A 14,535-nucleotide genomic window follows, 5' to 3' on the forward strand; every position below is an offset into this window, starting at 1 on the left:
AATGCGGCTCCTGAAATCTTGAGAACAGGCCATGGATATCGTCAAACTCGCGATCAACAATGCCCGGCTGACCATTGCGGTGCTGGTGTTCCTGCTGCTGGCGGGCTGGGTCGCCTATCAGTCGACGCCGAAGGAAGCGGAACCCGACGTTCCTACCCCTTATGTTTATATAAATGTTGCCTATCAAGGCATCGCGCCCGAAGACGCTGAAAGACTTCTGCTTAGGCCTCTGGAGGCAAAGCTTAAGAGTCTCAAGGGGTTAAAGGAGATGAAATCATCCGCCTATCAGGGCGGTGCCTTTGTCTTCCTTGAGTTTCTGCCGTCTATAAAAGTCGACACCGCGGTGACTGATACACGCTCGAAGGTTCAGGACGCGAAGGCTGACCTTCCCCAAGCGGCAGAAGAACCGGTTGTTACCGAGGTCAACATTTCCGAGTTTCCCGTCCTGGTCGTCACGCTGTCCGGCGATGTGCCCGAGCGTGTGCTTACGGCGGCGGCGCGCGAACTGCGCGACCGCATCGAGGAAGTCCCGGGCGTTCTTGAGGGCACCATACAAGGCGCGCGCGACGATCTCGTCGAGGTCGTCATCGACCCGATGAAGCTGTCCTCCTACGGCCTGCAGCTCGACCAGTTGATCGGCGCGGTCGGCGCTTCCAACAGCCTGGTCGCCGCCGGCAATATCGAGGGTTCGGAAGGCAAATACGCGGTCAAGGTGCCGTCGCTGATCGAGACACCCGAGGATGTCGCGTCCTTGCCGGTGGTCGCCGGCCCCAATGCCGTCGTGCAGGCGAAGGACATCGCCACGGTGCGTTCGACCTTCGCCGACGCCGAGACCATCACTCGCCTCAACGGCAAGCCGGCCATCGCCATCGAAGTCAAGAAGCGCATCGGCGCCAACCTGATCGACACGCTGGCCAAGGTGCGGGAAGTGTCCGACGCCTATGTCAAGACGATGCCGGAAGGCATGAACATCACCTACACGCAGGACAAGTCTGTCTTCGTCAACCAGCTGCTGGGCGACCTGCAGAACCACGTGATGATCGCCGTCATCCTGGTGTTCATCGTCATCCTCTATGCGCTGTCGGGCCGCGCCTCGCTGCTGATCGGGCTTGCCATTCCGTCATCCTTCCTGATCGGCATCCTGCTGCTTGCGATGATGGGCTACACGATCAACATGATCGTGCTGTTCAGCCTTATCCTGGCGGTCGGCATGCTGGTCGACGACGCCATCATCGTCACCGAATTCGCCGAACGGCGCATGGGCGAAGGCATGCCGAAGGCGGAAGCCTTCACGCTTGCCGCCAAGCGCATGGCCGGTCCGGTCATCGCCGCGACGATGACGCGCATCGCGGCGTTTTCGCCGCTGCTGTTCTGGCCCGGCATCATCGGCGACTTCATGAAATACATGCCGATCACGCTGATCGTCACGCTGTCGGCCTCGATGCTTTATGCGCTGGTGTTCGCGCCGACGCTTGGCGCGCTCTTCGCCAAGGCGCCGGAGCATCACGAGGAACACAATCGCGACGGCTGGTACATGGCGCTGGTCAAGCAGGCGGTGCGCTTCCCCATCACCGTGCTGGTGCTGACCGCCGTGCTGCTCACCGGCGTCGGCTTCGCCTATTCGAAATATGGCGCCGGCGTCGAGTTCTTCCCCAGCGTCGAGCCCGATTACGGCCTGCTCTATGTGCATGCCCGCGGCAATCTCTCGCTGGCCGAAATGGATACGGCAACCAGGATCGCCGAAAACCGGCTGCTCGGCTGGCCCGGCGTGAAATCGGTTTACACCCGCGTCGGCAAGACGCAGGGCGGCGGCCAGGATGTGCCGGAGGACGTCGTCGGCGTCATCCAGTATGAGTTCATCGACTGGCGCGAGCGCAAATCGGCCAACCACATCCTGGACGAGCTGCGCACTGTCATGGCCGGCATTCCCGGCGTCGATGTCGAAGTGCGCGTGCCGGAGGCCGGTCCTCCCACGGGCAAGGCGGTCCAGCTCCGGCTTTCGGCCATCGATCCCAAAGGGCTCGACGACCAGGCCCGCGCCGTTGCGGCGCGCATCGCCAAGGTGCCCGGTGTCATCGACGTTTCCGACGGCCTGCCGCCGCCCGGCGTCGACTGGGCGCTCGAGGTCGACCGCGCCAAGGCGGCGCAGTACGGCATCAGCCCGACCGCCGTCGGCACGGTGGTGCAACTGGTGACCAATGGCCTGAAGCTGTCCGAGTACCGGCCGGCCGGCGCCGACGATGCCGTCGACATCAGGCTGCGCCTGCCCGAAGACCGGCGCACGCTGTCGACGCTCGACGAGCTCCGGGTTCAGACCGCGCAAGGCTCGGTGCCGATCTCCAACTTCGTCGTGCGCAAGCCGGAGCCGACGGTCGGCATCCTCAACCGCATCGACGGCGCCCGCACCGTGGTCGTCCAGGCCAACGTCGCCGCCGGTAACCAGGTTGCGGCGGTGCAGGCGGAGGTGACCAAGGCGGTCACCGACATGAAGCTCGACAGCGGCATACGCTGGAAGCTGGCGGGGTCGAACGAGGACAGCGCCGAAGCCAGCGCCTTCCTCGGCAAGGCCTTCGGCGCGGCGATCTTCCTGATCTTCCTGGTGCTGCTGATGCAGTTCAACAAGTTCACCAGCGTGCTTCTGGTGCTGTCCTGCGTGGTCATGGCGACGATCGGTGTGTTCCTGGGGCTGCTGCTGACCGGCGAAGCCTTCGGCATCGTCATGTCGGGCATCGGCGTCATCGCGCTGGCCGGCGTGGTGGTGAACAACAACATCGTGCTCATCGACACCTATGACCGGCTGCGCGAAGAAGGCTGGGACAAGATGGAAGCGGTGCTGCAGACCTGCCGCGAGCGCGCCCGCCCGGTGGTTCTGACGGCGGTCTCGGCCATCCTCGGCGTTCTGCCGATCGCCTTTGGTCTCGGCCTCGAAATCTTCCATCACGAGACGACGATCAACGCACCGTCGACGCAATGGTGGATTTCGCTGTCCTCGGCCATCGTCTTCGGCCTGTCGTTCGCCACCCTGCTGACGCTTGTGGTGACGCCGTCGATGCTGATGATCTTCACGCGCAGCAAGAACAGCCGCTTCTATGCCTTCTTCCGCCGGCTGTTCGGCCGCGACAAGAAAAGGGATGCGTCCACAGGGCCGAAGCCGGGTCCGCTCGATGAGCCGGCAATCGCCTTCCCGAAAGCCGCGGAATAGCTGCATTCGACCAGTCAGACGAAAGGCCGTCCGGAACAACCGGGCGGCCTTTTGCATTGTCCCCCCGTATCCGACCAGCAAGGCGAGGGACTCTTAATGACCGTCAGCACCATCCTCATCATCGTTCTAGTCCTGATCCTGATCGGCGCCGTACCGGCGTGGCCACACTCGCGCTCCTGGGGTTATGGGCCATCGGGCATCGTCGGCATTGTGCTGGTGGTGCTGCTGATCCTGGTGCTGATGGGCAGGGTTTGATCGGGGCAAGAGACCTCTGCGATCAGCGTTTCCTCGCCCGATGAAGTGCTGGCAATAGGCATACGGCGGCGCCCGCCCCCACTCCGGCCGCTGGGCGGCCACCTCTCCCCCATGTCCATGGGGGAGAGGAAATGCCAAGCTTTTCAAGGCCACGACCTCGGCGGTTAGCATTTCCTCTCCCCCACGAATGTGGGGGTAGAGGTGGCTCGGCGAAGCCGAGACGGAGTGGGGGAACGCCTACGCGATTGGCCTGAAATTGAGATGACGAGCACACGCTGTTCCCCCTTGGCCGCCCCGCTCCCTTGCGTATACGCTGCCCGCACATCAATCACCGAGGGAGCCATCAAGGTGAACACCGCCAGCCCGCCCAGGCCGCTCGCCGAGATCGCCAGCTATCACGCCCACATCTACTATGACGGGCAAGCCGAACGGCAGCAGGCCGAATGGCTGCGCCTGCGCATCGGCGAACGCTTCCGCGTGCGACTGGGCAACTGGCGCGACGAGCCGGTCGGCCCGCATGAGCGGGCCATGTACCAGGTCTCCTTCGCCACCGAGATCTTCGCCACGCTGGTCCCATGGCTGATGCTGAACCACGGCGGCCTGAGCATTCTCATCCACCCCAACACCACCAACCCCAAACGCGACCATCTCGTCGATCCGATCTGGATCGGCCGGCCGCTGGGGGTGCATGGGGAGGTGCTCGGCGAGGAAGATGAGGCGGAAGAGGCGCTGGAGGTGAATACGGAGCCGACGTTGGGGGCGTAGGGAGGCGTTCTGCAAAGTAGAGACTTGGCCTTGGAGACGCGTTCACCAGTAGCCTAGCTCAGGCATGCCTCAGGTCTTTGAGCTGGCCCCAGCGGAATCCCAAAGGCAGAAATTCGAGCGTACAGGCGGACCGGCACGATCCACCCCAGAAAAGTACGCCCAGCAGTCATTAGCGATGAGTGCAATCTCCAGCCGCAGAGTCGGCGAGCTGGTGGGCATGGCGTCAAAGCAGCGGGGGTAAGGTGGTCGCGGAAGCGCTACCGCCTTTCCCCGACAGGTCGGCGGCTCGGCCCTCAACGGGATGAACGTCCGCCAAATCTTGTCGACCGGCCTGGCCGCACTGCCTGAAAACGCCAACGGCGTTTCCCTTCAATGCTTCGCATCCCTACGCCGGCGGCAATCTTGCGCAGATATGGTCGCAAACGTCACTGCGGAAGGAAGTGGCCGCGTACTTGCTACCCGCCTGTACAACATGACCAACGATCCCGGCATGAAGGACATCGTGTCCTTCCTTATTGCGCGCGACACCATGCACCCACAGCAGTGGCTCACGGCCATTGAAGACATGGGCGGACTTAACGCGTTTCTGCCGGTCCCAACTCCTTCCCGTGTGTATCAGGACGTATCCTATGCCTTCATCAATTGCTTCGTCGAAGGTATCGAACCAGCGCGGGGCCGTTGGAGGATGGACCGTCGATGGACGGCAAGGGAGAGTTCTCCCTGGTCGCCGGTACGCCGAGGCGGGGCCGCCGAATAGGCAAACATTGCAATACAGGAGGCAGCCGGCACTCGGCTCCTGCCCACGAGGGACAGGGCAACTCACTGGTGACTGGGTGCGTGCCTGACGAAGCTCTTCGTTTCGGCTGAGATAAATGCTCTCACTTACGGAACATCGCAGGTTCGTCGAAGTTGGAAAGCTACGGAGGACGTGCACATGAACAGTGTAATCTATCTTATCGGCCTTATCGTCGTCGTGCTCGCGGTCCTCTCCTTCCTCGGTTTTCACTAGGTGGCCTCATGCAGCATGAGAAGGATCAGGGTGGACAGCCCACCGATTTCGACAAGGCGAAAAGCGACGTCTCCGAAAGACTTCGCCAGGAAAATGAGCGTGCCAGCGAGTTGCTTCACGACGCGCGGGACGAGGTGACCCGTAAGGCTGGCGACTATGCATCTGAAGCCACGCAGGTCATCTCCGACAAGGCGGAGGAGGCGCAGCGCGACATCGGATCGAGCTTGGCGGCGTTGGGTGGTGCACTGCGAGCGGCCAGCGATCACCTTGCCAGCAACGATGAAAGGAACGCATCGAAATTCGCTTTGGATGCTGCCAGTGGCCTTGAGCGGCTTTCATCGTCCTTGAAACAGAAGCCCTTTAGCCAAGTCCTTGATGACGTCCAGTCCTTCGGCCGGCAAAATCCCGGTGTCCTGCTTGCGGGATCGGTGTTGGCCGGATTGGCTCTCGGGCGGTTCATCAAGGCTTCTCCGCCGGCAACGCCCGATTCTGAGGCCGCTCCGGGAGGCCTCAGATCACACACCGATCAGCCACAGGGTTGGTCCGCTGATCGTCCACAAGATTTTGGCGTGGTCGGCGATGATGGCGCCACGCAGATCGCGGAGCAGGACAGATGAACAACCAGGACAATCCCAGCCTTGCCGGGCTAGTCACCGATTTGGCCCAGAATGTAACCACTCTGGTGCAAACCGAGGCGAGGCTGTTTCGGGCCGAGCTCTCTGAAAAGCTTACCAAAGCCGGAGCAGGTGCCGCGGAAGTGCTGGGCGGCGCGATTTGCCTGCTCGCCGCGCTCTTGGTGTTGCTGCAGGCGCTCATTATCGCACTGACGCGGGCAGGGCTTGGCGCGGGATGGTCTTCCCTGCTGGTCGGTGTGGTCGTGGCGGTCCTCGGCGTCATCCTGCTGCGGACGGGGACGGCCAGCATGGCGCCTTCGGAACTTACCCCCGACCGGACCCAGGGACAGCTCAAGCGCGACGCGAGCGCGATTAAGGAACAGGTGAGATGAACGAGAAATCCGCAGCCGAACTTGAACGCGAGGCCGAGGCTGCTCGCGCTCGGGTGATGGAGACCGCCGAATCCATTCGAGGCAAGATGACGCCTGGACAATTGCTGGATGAGTTCACCGGGCTGTTCTCGGGAGGGGAGAGCGCGGCCATGCTCAGAAATCTCAGAACGCAGGTCCGAGACAATCCTTTGCCGGTCACCATGGTGGGCGCAGGTCTGGCCTGGCTGATGTTCGGCAGCGGTACCTCAAACACAGCCCACCGTTCGGCTGGCTATCCATTGCCTTCAGCGCCGGGACGACATGATGTAGCAGGGGAGCGCGGCGGCTTGGGCGGCACGCTCTCCGACGCCGCGGAATCGCTCTCCTCGAGCGCTGCCAGCGTCGGCGACACCATATCGAGCACCGCAAGAGCCGCTGCGGCGGGTCTGACGGGAAGCGCTGCCAATGCAAGCTCGACGACTGGGGACATGGCGGCGAAAGCCAGCCGCTCCGCGCAAGATCTGTTGGAGGACCAACCCTTGGCCGTAGCGGCCGTCGGTCTCGCCATCGGCGCCGCTATAGGTGCAATGCTGCCCCATACCGCAACGGAGGACGAGCAACTAGGCGCCTATGGCGACAAGCTTCGCGATTCCGCCGAAACTTTGCTCAATAGGGGCCTCGATGAGGCCAAGCAGGTCGCCGCCGAAGCCTATGAGACCATCAAGCAGGAAGCTGGCCGGCAAGATATGGAAGCAGACACGATAGCCGATCAGCTCGGCGAGATCGTGAAGTCCACAGCAGACAAGACCGAGCATGCCGTGCGCGAACGTATTTCCGATACGTCTCAGCGCCAAACCTAGCTTGATGATCCTGGATCAACGATAGCCGGCCTCTCCAGAAAGGGGCCGGTGTTGTCCGTCAAACGGTGACCCGCTCGAGTCACTTCAGAGCGGTGTGCGGACTGATGTCCCTTGCCGATAGTAATCCAGCGGATCAGGTTCTCTGGATTATTGGCCAACCCGCCGCCGATAACACGCGGTCAGCAAAACTGGTATCTAGGCGAGGACCGACCTGCACTTGAAGGTCGCAGACCGAGGATGCCGGTCCGCTCTGGGACGTAGGGCGACACCCCACTTCACCCCCCAGCCAGCCGCGGCAGCAGAAAAATCTCCGCCCCCGGCGGCAGTTCCTTCGACCACGTATCGCGATAAATCGTCCCGTCAATGGCCACCGCGATGCCCTTCTCGATCCAGGGCTCGATGCCGGGATACTGTTCAGCCAGTTTCCTGAACAGCTCCCTGATGTCCTTGGCCTCGACCTCGACCTTGCTCTGGCCGCCGGCGAGCTGGCCCAGCGCGCCCCAGAGCGTCACTTCGACCATTAGGGCAAGAACCTCATTTTGCCCTAGCCTCCCCGTTCCGCCTCGATCGCGGCGAGAACCCGTGGCGGCGACATCGGGATGTGGGTCATGCGCACGCCGGCTGCGTTGGAGACGGCATTGGCGATCGCCGCCAGCGGCGGCACGATCGAGGTTTCGCCGACGCCGCGCACGCCATAGGGGTGGTTGGGATTGGGTATCTCGAGGATCTGCGTGTCGATCATCGGCAGGTCCGAGCAGACCGGGATGCGATAGTCGAGGAAGCCGGCATTCTGGAGGCGCCCGTCCTTGCCGTAGATATACTCCTCGTTGAGCGCCCAGCCGATGCCTTGCGCGGCACCGCCCTGGTACTGGCCCTCGACATAAGTCGGGTGCACCGCCTTGCCGGCATCCTGGATCACCGTGTAGCGGATCACCCTGGTCGAGCCGGTATCGGGGTCGACCTCGATGTCGCATATATGGGTGGCGAAGGAGACGCCGGCGCCGTCGGCGACGAGTTCGCTGTGGCCGGCGATCGGCCCGCCGGTCTTGCCGGAAGCGGCGGCGATCTCCTTCAGCGACAGGGCTGCAAGATTGCCGTATTTTTCGCCCTTGGCGATGGCGTGGCCGTTTTCCCAGACCACGTCGTCGACGGGGATGTCCCATGTCTGGGCGGCGCGCTCACGCAGGATCTTGATCGCGTTGCGGGCGGCCGAGATGGTCGCCATCGAGGACGAGAAGGTGCCGCGGCTGCCGTCGGTCATGTCGTTGTAGCCGAGCGAGGACGTGTCGGCGACCACCGCCTTGAGCTGGGCATAGTCGATGCCGAGCTCCTCCGCCGCCACCAGCGACAGCGAGGCGCGCGAACCGCCTACGTCCACCGTGCCGACGGCCAGCGACACCGAGCCGTCCATGCCGATGTTCAGGTCCACGCAGGTCTGCCCGCCGAAATTGAACCAGAAGCCGCATGCCATGCCGCGGCCCTGGTTCTTGCCCAGCGGGGCCTTCATGTGCGGATGGTGCTTGGCCGCCTCCAGCGTCGGGCCGATGCCGATCGGGCCGTAGACGGGGCCATAGGAAGAGCGGGTGCCTTCCTGCGCGGCGTTCTTGATGCGGAACTCGACCGGATCCATTCCAAGCTCCTTGGCCAGCTCATCCACAGCGCTTTCCACCGCGAACGCCGCCATCGGTGCGGAGGGTGCGCGATAGGCCGCGGTCTTCGGCCGGTTGACCAGCACTTCGAAGCCGACCGTCTTGACGTTATCGAGCTTGTAGCAGGCGAAGGCCGTCATGGCGCCGATCTCGGCCCATGTGCCGGCATAGGGGCCGCTGGTGTAGCGCAGCGTCGCTTCGGCGGCGGTGATGGTGCCGTCCTTGCGGGCGCCGATCTTGACGTCGATCGAGGTGGCGCTGGTCGGACCCGAGGCGCGGAACACCTCGTCGCGGGTCATCACCAGCTTCACCGGCCGTCCTGCCTTGCGCGACAGAGCGAGTGCCACCGGCTCGGCCCAGACATGGGTCTTGCCGCCAAAGCCGCCGCCGATCTCCGAGGAGGTGACGCGCAGCTTGGAGGCTTCCAGCCCGAGCAGTTGCGCGCAATGCTGGCGGTAGACGAAATGGCCCTGCGTGCAGACCCAGAGGTCGGCGGTGCCGTCGGACGAGACGCTCGCCACGCAGGCATGCGGCTCGATATAGCCCTGGTGCGTCTGCTCGGTCTTGAACGAGCGCTCGACGATGACATCGGCATGGCCAAAGCCTTGATGGACATCGCCATGGCCAAACTGGCTGCGCTTGGTGACGTTGGAGGGTTTTGCCGGCTTTTCCTCGAGGCCCTCGGTGAAGATGGCGTCGTTGATCAACGGGGCGGTGTGCTTCATCGCCTCGTCGACATCGGTGACGTGCGGCAAAAGCTCGTACTCGACCTCGATGAGCTTCAGCGCCTGCCTGGCCGTGCGGGCATCGACGGCGGCGACCGCGGCCACGGCGTGGCCGTCATAGAGCGCCTTGCCGCGCGCCATGCAATTGTCGAGGACGTCGTACATGGCGGCATCGCCATCGGTGAGATCGGGCAGGTCGGCGGCGGTGATCACCGCTTTCACGCCGGCCAGCTTTTCCGCTTTCGAAGTGTCGATCTTGAGGATCCTGGCATGCGCATGCGGGCTGCGCAGGACACGCCCGACCAGCTGTCCCGCCATGTTGAAGTCGGCGCCGTAGCGGGCGCGGCCCGTCACCTTGTCGACGCCGTCGGGACGGATAGGCCGCGTGCCGACGGAGGAGAATTTGCGGCCCGAAAAGCGTGGATCGAAGTTCATGCGTGCGCTCCCTTCATCACATTGGCCGCATCCTGGACCGCGCGCACGATCTTGTCGTAGCCGGTGCAGCGGCAGAGGTTGCCGGCGAGGCCGAAGCGGATTTCTTCCTCGGTAGGATCGGGGTTCTTGGCCAGAAGATCCTTCGCCGCGATCAGGAAGCCCGGCGTGCAGATGCCGCATTGCAGGGCCGCATGCTCGAGGAATTTCTGCTGCAGCGGATGCAACTGATCGCCATGCGCCATGCCCTCGACGGTCTCGATATGCCTGCCTTCGGCTTCAGCGCCGAGCACAAGGCACGAGCAGACCAGCCGATTGTCGAGAACGATCGAGCAGGCGCCGCAGTCGCCGGTGCCGCAGCCTTCCTTGGCGCCGGTCAGGCCGAGCCGATCGCGCAGGACGTCGAGCAACGTCTCGTCGGGCTGGCAAAGGTATTCGACGCTGTCGCCGTTGATCGTCGTTGAAACTGCTACACCGGCCATCATTTGCCTCCTGCGCGTGCGTAGGCGGTGGTCGCGGCCCGTCCGGCCAGCACGCCCGCAACTTTTCGTCTGAACTCGATGGTGCCGCGCTTGTCGTCGATGGGGCGGCAGGCCCCAGCGCAGATCTTGGCGAGCCGCTCAAGTGCCGCCTCATCCAGCTTCCTGCCGATGAGAGCCTCGGCTGCTTCTTCCACCAGAAGCACGGTCGGGGCCGCGGCGCCCAGCGCGACGCGGGCGGCTGTTATGACGCCATGCTCGTCGAGCGTCAGGTTCACGCCGGCGCTGACCACCGCGATGTCCATCTCGGTGCGCGGGATGAATTTGAGGTAGGCGTCGCCCGAACGCGGCGCGCGCTTGTCGAGCAGGATCGCCTCGACGATCTCACCCTTGGTGAGCGAGGTCTTGCCAGGCCCGATCGGCACAGCCTCGACCGGAATGGTGCGCTTGCCCGAGGGACCGGCAACCACGGCCTTTGCGGCGGCGGCCACCAAGGCCGGGACGCTGTCGGCGGCCGGCGAGGCGTTGCACAGATTGCCAACGATGGTGCAGCGGCCCTGGACCTGTTTAGAGCCGATCAGCTTCGACGCTTCGACGACACCGGGCCAGGCCTTCTTCAGAACCGCGCTCTCGCCCAGGACGGCGCAGGGGACGGTGGCGCCGATGCTGAAGCCGTCGGCCGTCTGCCTGATCTCGCTCAAGCCCTCGATCGCCTTGATATCGACGATCAGGTCGGGATCGACAAACCCGCCCTTCATCCGAACGAGGAGGTCACTGCCTCCAGCGAGAATGGCTGATGTGCCGGAAGCGTCGGCCAGCAGGCCAACGGCGTCTTCGATTGAAAGCGGACGTATGTAACGCATCGTCTCCCCTTGGTGATGGTGATCTCGCCGACCGTTATAAACAGTCTCCTCATAATGACCATCCGGTTGCTGATTTCCAGCGATTGGGCCAGCACCGCGAGAGAGATTTTTGTCTAAAGTCTTTGTTTTGATGCATGTCGTTGTCCCAGAACCGCGCACACTTCTGGGCGACATGCATTTAAGCGGCGTCTTTTGCATTGTCGAGGCTGATGCCGATGTCCTTCAATGCCTCGGCCACGGCCTCGTCCAGCGGGGTGTGCGGGACTTCGCCGATGATGCCTTCCAGCCGGTCGGACACGAGCCGGTGCGGTTCGAAGCGCAGATAGGACATCGAGACGATCGCGCGCCACATCGCCACGAACGGGCTGCCGGCGCGCAGCACCCACCAGGGCATGAAGGTCAGTTTCAGCGGACGGCCCAGCGCCTTCTCGGCCGCGGCCTTGATGTCCATGTCGGTGACGGCGTGGCCGGGGAAGTTGAGCGCCTCAAAGAAGCCGAGCTTGCCCTGATTACGCGCCAGGCCGACGAAGCCGATGGCGAAGTCCGGCAAATAGGCCCATTCATGCACGAGGTTGGCAGGGCCGGGCGCGGTGTAGACGCCCTTGCTCATCTTGGCGGCGACGACGAGGTCGAACCATGATCCGCTGCCGGTGCCGCCGAAGAAATCGCCGGCGCGCAGGATGATGGTGCGGACGAGGCTGGCATCGGCCTCGCGGCGAAACAGCGCTTCCATGGCGCAGCGGATGCGGCCCTTCTCGGTGGTCGGACGGAATGGCGTGTCTTCGGTGACCACCTCAGGCATCGGCGAGCCGTAGTTGTAGACAGTGCCGGGGAAAAAATGCAGCGCGCCGTTGGCATGGCAGGCGGCCATGACGTTCTCCGCCATCGGCAGACACTTGCCCCAGTCGGTGTAGATCGGGTTGAGGCCGTTGAAGATGATGTCGACCCCTTGCGTGGCGCGGATCAGCGCCTCGCGGTCGAGCGCATCGCCGGCGACGGCGGTGGCGCCCTTGAGTTCGGCCGGGACCTTGCCGCTGCGGGTGACGGCGCGGACATCGAAACCGGCGTCGATGAAGGCCTTGCCAACCACGCGGCCGAGCCGGCCATTGGCGCCCAGAATTGCGATCTTGGTCATTTTCTTCTCCGTGTCTGTGTTTGCACGGCGAATATGATGCGTTCATACGCGAATGAAAATTGACTATGGATGCAGATTTGTTATTCATAAATGAATGGAAGACATCGACTGGAACCTGATCAAGAGTTTCGTCACCGTGGCGGAGACCGGCAGCCTGTCGGCCGCAGCGCGCAAACTGTCGGCCAGCCAACCGACGCTCGGGCGTCACATCGGTGAGCTCGAACAGGCGTTGGGCGTCACCTTGTTCCGGCGCGGGCGGCGCGGCTATGCGCTGACGGAAGCAGGCGCCACGCTGTTCGAACGCGGCAAGGCCGTGAGCGAGCAGGCGAGCGCGTTCTCACTATTGGCATTGGGCTCGGTCGAGGCGATCGAAGGCACGGTGCGCATTGCCGCCAGCGAGGTGGTGGCGGCCTATGTGCTGCCGAAGATGACGGCGCGGCTCGGCATCGAGGAATCCGGCATCGAGGTCGAGATCGTCGCCTCGAACCAGGTCGAGAACCTGCTGCGAAGGGATGCCGATATCGCCATCCGCATGGTCAAGCCGGCGCAGAACGAGCTGACGGCGCGCAAGGTCTGCGATATCAAGCTCTGCTGCTGCGCGGCGAAATCCTATCTCGACCAGCACGGCCGCCCGCTCAAGCCCGCCGATCTTCTCGACCATCCGCTGATCGGCTTCGACCGCAGCGACGAGATGATCCGGGGCTTTACCCAGGCCGGCATCCCCGTCACCCGAAGCAGCTTCCGCTTCAGGGCCGACAACCAGATCGTGCTGTGGGAAGCGCTGCGGGCGGGAAACGGCGTCGGTCTTGGCCAGGAGCCGCTGACGGACAGCGACCCGTCGCTGGAGAAACTGCTGCCCGGCCTGCCACTGCCCAGCCTGCCGGTGTGGCTGGCCATGCATCGCGACGTGCGCACCAGTGTGCGCATCCGCCGCGTCGCGGATTTCCTCTACGAGGAGCTGAAGCGCTATTCGGCGGGGGCGACCGCGAATTCGGCGCGGTGAGCGAGCCCAGCCATCAACAACACGACGACCAGCAGCGCCGACATGGCGACGAAAATCGGGCCGAAGCTGGAATGCTCGGCGACGAAGCCGATCGCCGACGGCGCTACCAATATGCCGGAATAGCCCATGGTGGTGACCACGCTCATGCCGGTGCCCGACGACATGCCTTCCTGGTTGCCGCCGGCCGAGAAGATGATCGGCACCATATTGGCGATGCCGAAGCCGCACAGGGCAAAAGCCGCGATGGCGATCCAGGGCGAAGGCGACAGGCCGGCGACCAGCATGCCGGCGGCGGCGACCACCGCCGAGCCGCGCAGCGTCGCCACCGCGCCGAAGCGGTTGCGCACGCCGTCGCCGAAAAAGCGCATGACAGCCATGACGCCGGAGAAGGCGGCGTAGGCAAGGCCGGCGATGGCGAGGTCGGCGCCGAGCTCCTGCCGGAGATAAAGCGCTGCCCAGTCGAGCACGGCGCCCTCGGAAATCATCGTCAGCAGCGCCATCAGCCCGACAAGATAGACCAGCGGGTTGGCCGGCAGCGTTAATCTGTGATGCTCGGCGGCCTGCGGCTTGTCCTCGGCGATGAGGTAGCCGACCGCCACGGCGATGACGGCAAAAGCAATGATCGTGACTACAGCCGCATGGGCGAGGTGGCCGTAAGTCTGGATGGCGTAACCGCCCAGACCGCCACCGGCGAAACCGCCGAGGCTCCAGAAGCCGTGCGACGACGACATGATGGCGCGGGAGAGCCGGCGCTCGACCACCACCGCATTGGCGTTCATGGCGACATCCATGCCGCCGATCGAGCCGCCGAAGATGATCATGGCGATCGACGCCAGCGGCACGTTGGGCGTCAGCGCCACGACCAGCAGGCCGAGGCTGCCGCACAGGCCGAACCAGCGCAACACGGTGCGCGAGCCATGCCTGGAGATCAGATGGCCGCACCAGCTCATGGCCGCGACCGCGCCGACGCCGAACAGAAGGATCAGCAGACCGAGGGTGAATTTCGAGATGTCGAGCCGGGTCAGGAACACCGGAATCTGCGGCGCCCAGCTGCCGGTCAGGAATCCGTTGGCGAGGAAGATCGCGGCTACGGCCCATCGCCCCTGAAGGGCGCTCTGCATGGTGTTTTGCGCGTTCATGGCCCGAATCCGGTCAAGGAATGGCTTTGCGCGG

14 protein-coding genes are annotated in these 14,535 nt (G+C 63.9%); 8 read left to right on the top strand and 6 right to left on the bottom strand.

What is annotated here, in order from left to right; translation table 11 throughout:
• Positions 1-31 precede the first annotated feature (31 nt).
• The 7 genes from ACYG9R_RS13620 (at position 32) to ACYG9R_RS13650 (ending at position 7,076) form a co-directional block, all read left to right on the top strand.
• Positions 32-3,202, top strand: coding sequence for an efflux RND transporter permease subunit (locus ACYG9R_RS13620; protein ID WP_023825033.1), 3,171 nt, complete (start codon positions 32-34; stop codon positions 3,200-3,202).
• 96 nt (positions 3,203-3,298) lie between these two features.
• The gene (locus ACYG9R_RS13625) at positions 3,299-3,457 is read left to right on the top strand and encodes a DUF3309 family protein (RefSeq protein WP_023734747.1); all 159 of its coding nucleotides are present in this window, start codon (positions 3,299-3,301) and stop codon (positions 3,455-3,457) included.
• Positions 3,458-3,805: 348 nt separating this feature from the next.
• A complete protein-coding gene (locus ACYG9R_RS13630; protein ID WP_155923330.1) occupies positions 3,806-4,222 on the top strand; it encodes a DOPA 4,5-dioxygenase family protein in 417 nt (138 codons plus the stop codon).
• A 301-nt stretch (positions 4,223-4,523) separates the two neighbouring features.
• Positions 4,524-4,979 (top strand): manganese catalase family protein, encoded by a 456-nt coding sequence (locus ACYG9R_RS13635; protein ID WP_081725537.1) that lies wholly within the window; start codon positions 4,524-4,526, stop codon positions 4,977-4,979.
• A 260-nt stretch (positions 4,980-5,239) separates the two neighbouring features.
• The gene (locus ACYG9R_RS13640; protein ID WP_023825032.1) at positions 5,240-5,848 is read left to right on the top strand and encodes a hypothetical protein; all 609 of its coding nucleotides are present in this window, start codon (positions 5,240-5,242) and stop codon (positions 5,846-5,848) included.
• Positions 5,845-6,237: a phage holin family protein gene (locus tag ACYG9R_RS13645; RefSeq protein ID WP_023693628.1), complete on the top strand. Its 393-nt coding sequence runs from the start codon at positions 5,845-5,847 to the stop codon at positions 6,235-6,237. The genes ACYG9R_RS13640 and ACYG9R_RS13645 overlap by 4 nt, the downstream gene beginning before the upstream one ends.
• Positions 6,234-7,076, top strand: coding sequence for a hypothetical protein (locus ACYG9R_RS13650; protein ID WP_352445323.1), 843 nt, complete (start codon positions 6,234-6,236; stop codon positions 7,074-7,076). Before ACYG9R_RS13645 ends, ACYG9R_RS13650 begins: the two co-directional genes overlap by 4 nt.
• A 275-nt stretch (positions 7,077-7,351) precedes the next feature.
• On the opposite strand, the gene ACYG9R_RS13655 is transcribed toward ACYG9R_RS13650, so the two are convergent.
• The 5 genes from ACYG9R_RS13655 to ACYG9R_RS13675 all read right to left on the bottom strand — a co-directional run bounded on the left by ACYG9R_RS13655 (position 7,352) and on the right by ACYG9R_RS13675 (position 12,359).
• Positions 7,352-7,597 (bottom strand): MoaD/ThiS family protein, encoded by a 246-nt coding sequence (locus tag ACYG9R_RS13655; protein ID WP_023684042.1) that lies wholly within the window; start codon positions 7,595-7,597, stop codon positions 7,352-7,354.
• 23 nt (positions 7,598-7,620) lie between these two features.
• Positions 7,621-9,885, bottom strand: coding sequence for a xanthine dehydrogenase family protein molybdopterin-binding subunit (locus ACYG9R_RS13660; protein ID WP_023825031.1), 2,265 nt, complete (start codon positions 9,883-9,885; stop codon positions 7,621-7,623).
• Complete coding sequence (locus tag ACYG9R_RS13665; protein WP_023825030.1) at positions 9,882-10,364, bottom strand: (2Fe-2S)-binding protein; 483 nt, start codon at positions 10,362-10,364, stop codon at positions 9,882-9,884. The genes ACYG9R_RS13660 and ACYG9R_RS13665 overlap by 4 nt, the downstream gene beginning before the upstream one ends.
• On the bottom strand, positions 10,364-11,224 hold the full coding sequence (locus tag ACYG9R_RS13670; RefSeq protein WP_460221831.1) for an FAD binding domain-containing protein: 861 nt from the start codon (positions 11,222-11,224) through the stop codon (positions 10,364-10,366). Before ACYG9R_RS13670 ends, ACYG9R_RS13665 begins: the two co-directional genes overlap by 1 nt.
• Positions 11,225-11,402: 178 nt before the next feature.
• On the bottom strand, positions 11,403-12,359 hold the full coding sequence (locus ACYG9R_RS13675; RefSeq protein WP_023825028.1) for an SDR family oxidoreductase: 957 nt from the start codon (positions 12,357-12,359) through the stop codon (positions 11,403-11,405).
• Positions 12,360-12,453: 94 nt separating this feature from the next.
• Here ACYG9R_RS13675 and ACYG9R_RS13680 point away from each other — a divergent pair, with 94 nt between their 5' ends.
• Positions 12,454-13,362 (top strand): LysR family transcriptional regulator, encoded by a 909-nt coding sequence (locus ACYG9R_RS13680; RefSeq protein WP_023825027.1) that lies wholly within the window; start codon positions 12,454-12,456, stop codon positions 13,360-13,362.
• On the opposite strand, the gene ACYG9R_RS13685 is transcribed toward ACYG9R_RS13680, so the two are convergent.
• Positions 13,326-14,501: an MFS transporter gene (locus ACYG9R_RS13685; RefSeq protein ID WP_023825026.1), complete on the bottom strand. Its 1,176-nt coding sequence runs from the start codon at positions 14,499-14,501 to the stop codon at positions 13,326-13,328. The two genes, ACYG9R_RS13680 and ACYG9R_RS13685, sit on opposite strands and share 37 nt — an antisense overlap.
• Positions 14,502-14,535: the final 34 nt, after the last annotated feature.

The organism is Mesorhizobium sp. RSR565B, assembly GCF_054719465.1.

What these genes read in the sequence shown, in the direction of transcription:
- ACYG9R_RS13685 (WP_023825026.1), bottom strand. Translation starts at nt 14,501, where the DNA reads ATGAACGCGCAAAACACCATGCAGAGCGCCCTTCAGGGGCGATGGGCC.
- ACYG9R_RS13635 (WP_081725537.1), top strand. Translation starts at nt 4,524, where the DNA reads ATGAACGTCCGCCAAATCTTGTCGACCGGCCTGGCCGCACTGCCTGAA.
- ACYG9R_RS13645 (WP_023693628.1), top strand. Translation starts at nt 5,845, where the DNA reads ATGAACAACCAGGACAATCCCAGCCTTGCCGGGCTAGTCACCGATTTG.
- ACYG9R_RS13680 (WP_023825027.1), top strand. Translation starts at nt 12,454, where the DNA reads ATGGAAGACATCGACTGGAACCTGATCAAGAGTTTCGTCACCGTGGCG.
- ACYG9R_RS13675 (WP_023825028.1), bottom strand. Translation starts at nt 12,359, where the DNA reads ATGACCAAGATCGCAATTCTGGGCGCCAATGGCCGGCTCGGCCGCGTG.
- ACYG9R_RS13665 (WP_023825030.1), bottom strand. Translation starts at nt 10,364, where the DNA reads ATGGCCGGTGTAGCAGTTTCAACGACGATCAACGGCGACAGCGTCGAA.
- ACYG9R_RS13660 (WP_023825031.1), bottom strand. Translation starts at nt 9,885, where the DNA reads ATGAACTTCGATCCACGCTTTTCGGGCCGCAAATTCTCCTCCGTCGGC.
- ACYG9R_RS13625 (WP_023734747.1), top strand. Translation starts at nt 3,299, where the DNA reads ATGACCGTCAGCACCATCCTCATCATCGTTCTAGTCCTGATCCTGATC.
- ACYG9R_RS13650 (WP_352445323.1), top strand. Translation starts at nt 6,234, where the DNA reads ATGAACGAGAAATCCGCAGCCGAACTTGAACGCGAGGCCGAGGCTGCT.
- ACYG9R_RS13620 (WP_023825033.1), top strand. Translation starts at nt 32, where the DNA reads ATGGATATCGTCAAACTCGCGATCAACAATGCCCGGCTGACCATTGCG.
- ACYG9R_RS13655 (WP_023684042.1), bottom strand. Translation starts at nt 7,597, where the DNA reads ATGGTCGAAGTGACGCTCTGGGGCGCGCTGGGCCAGCTCGCCGGCGGC.
- ACYG9R_RS13640 (WP_023825032.1), top strand. Translation starts at nt 5,240, where the DNA reads ATGCAGCATGAGAAGGATCAGGGTGGACAGCCCACCGATTTCGACAAG.
- ACYG9R_RS13670 (WP_460221831.1), bottom strand. Translation starts at nt 11,224, where the DNA reads ATGCGTTACATACGTCCGCTTTCAATCGAAGACGCCGTTGGCCTGCTG.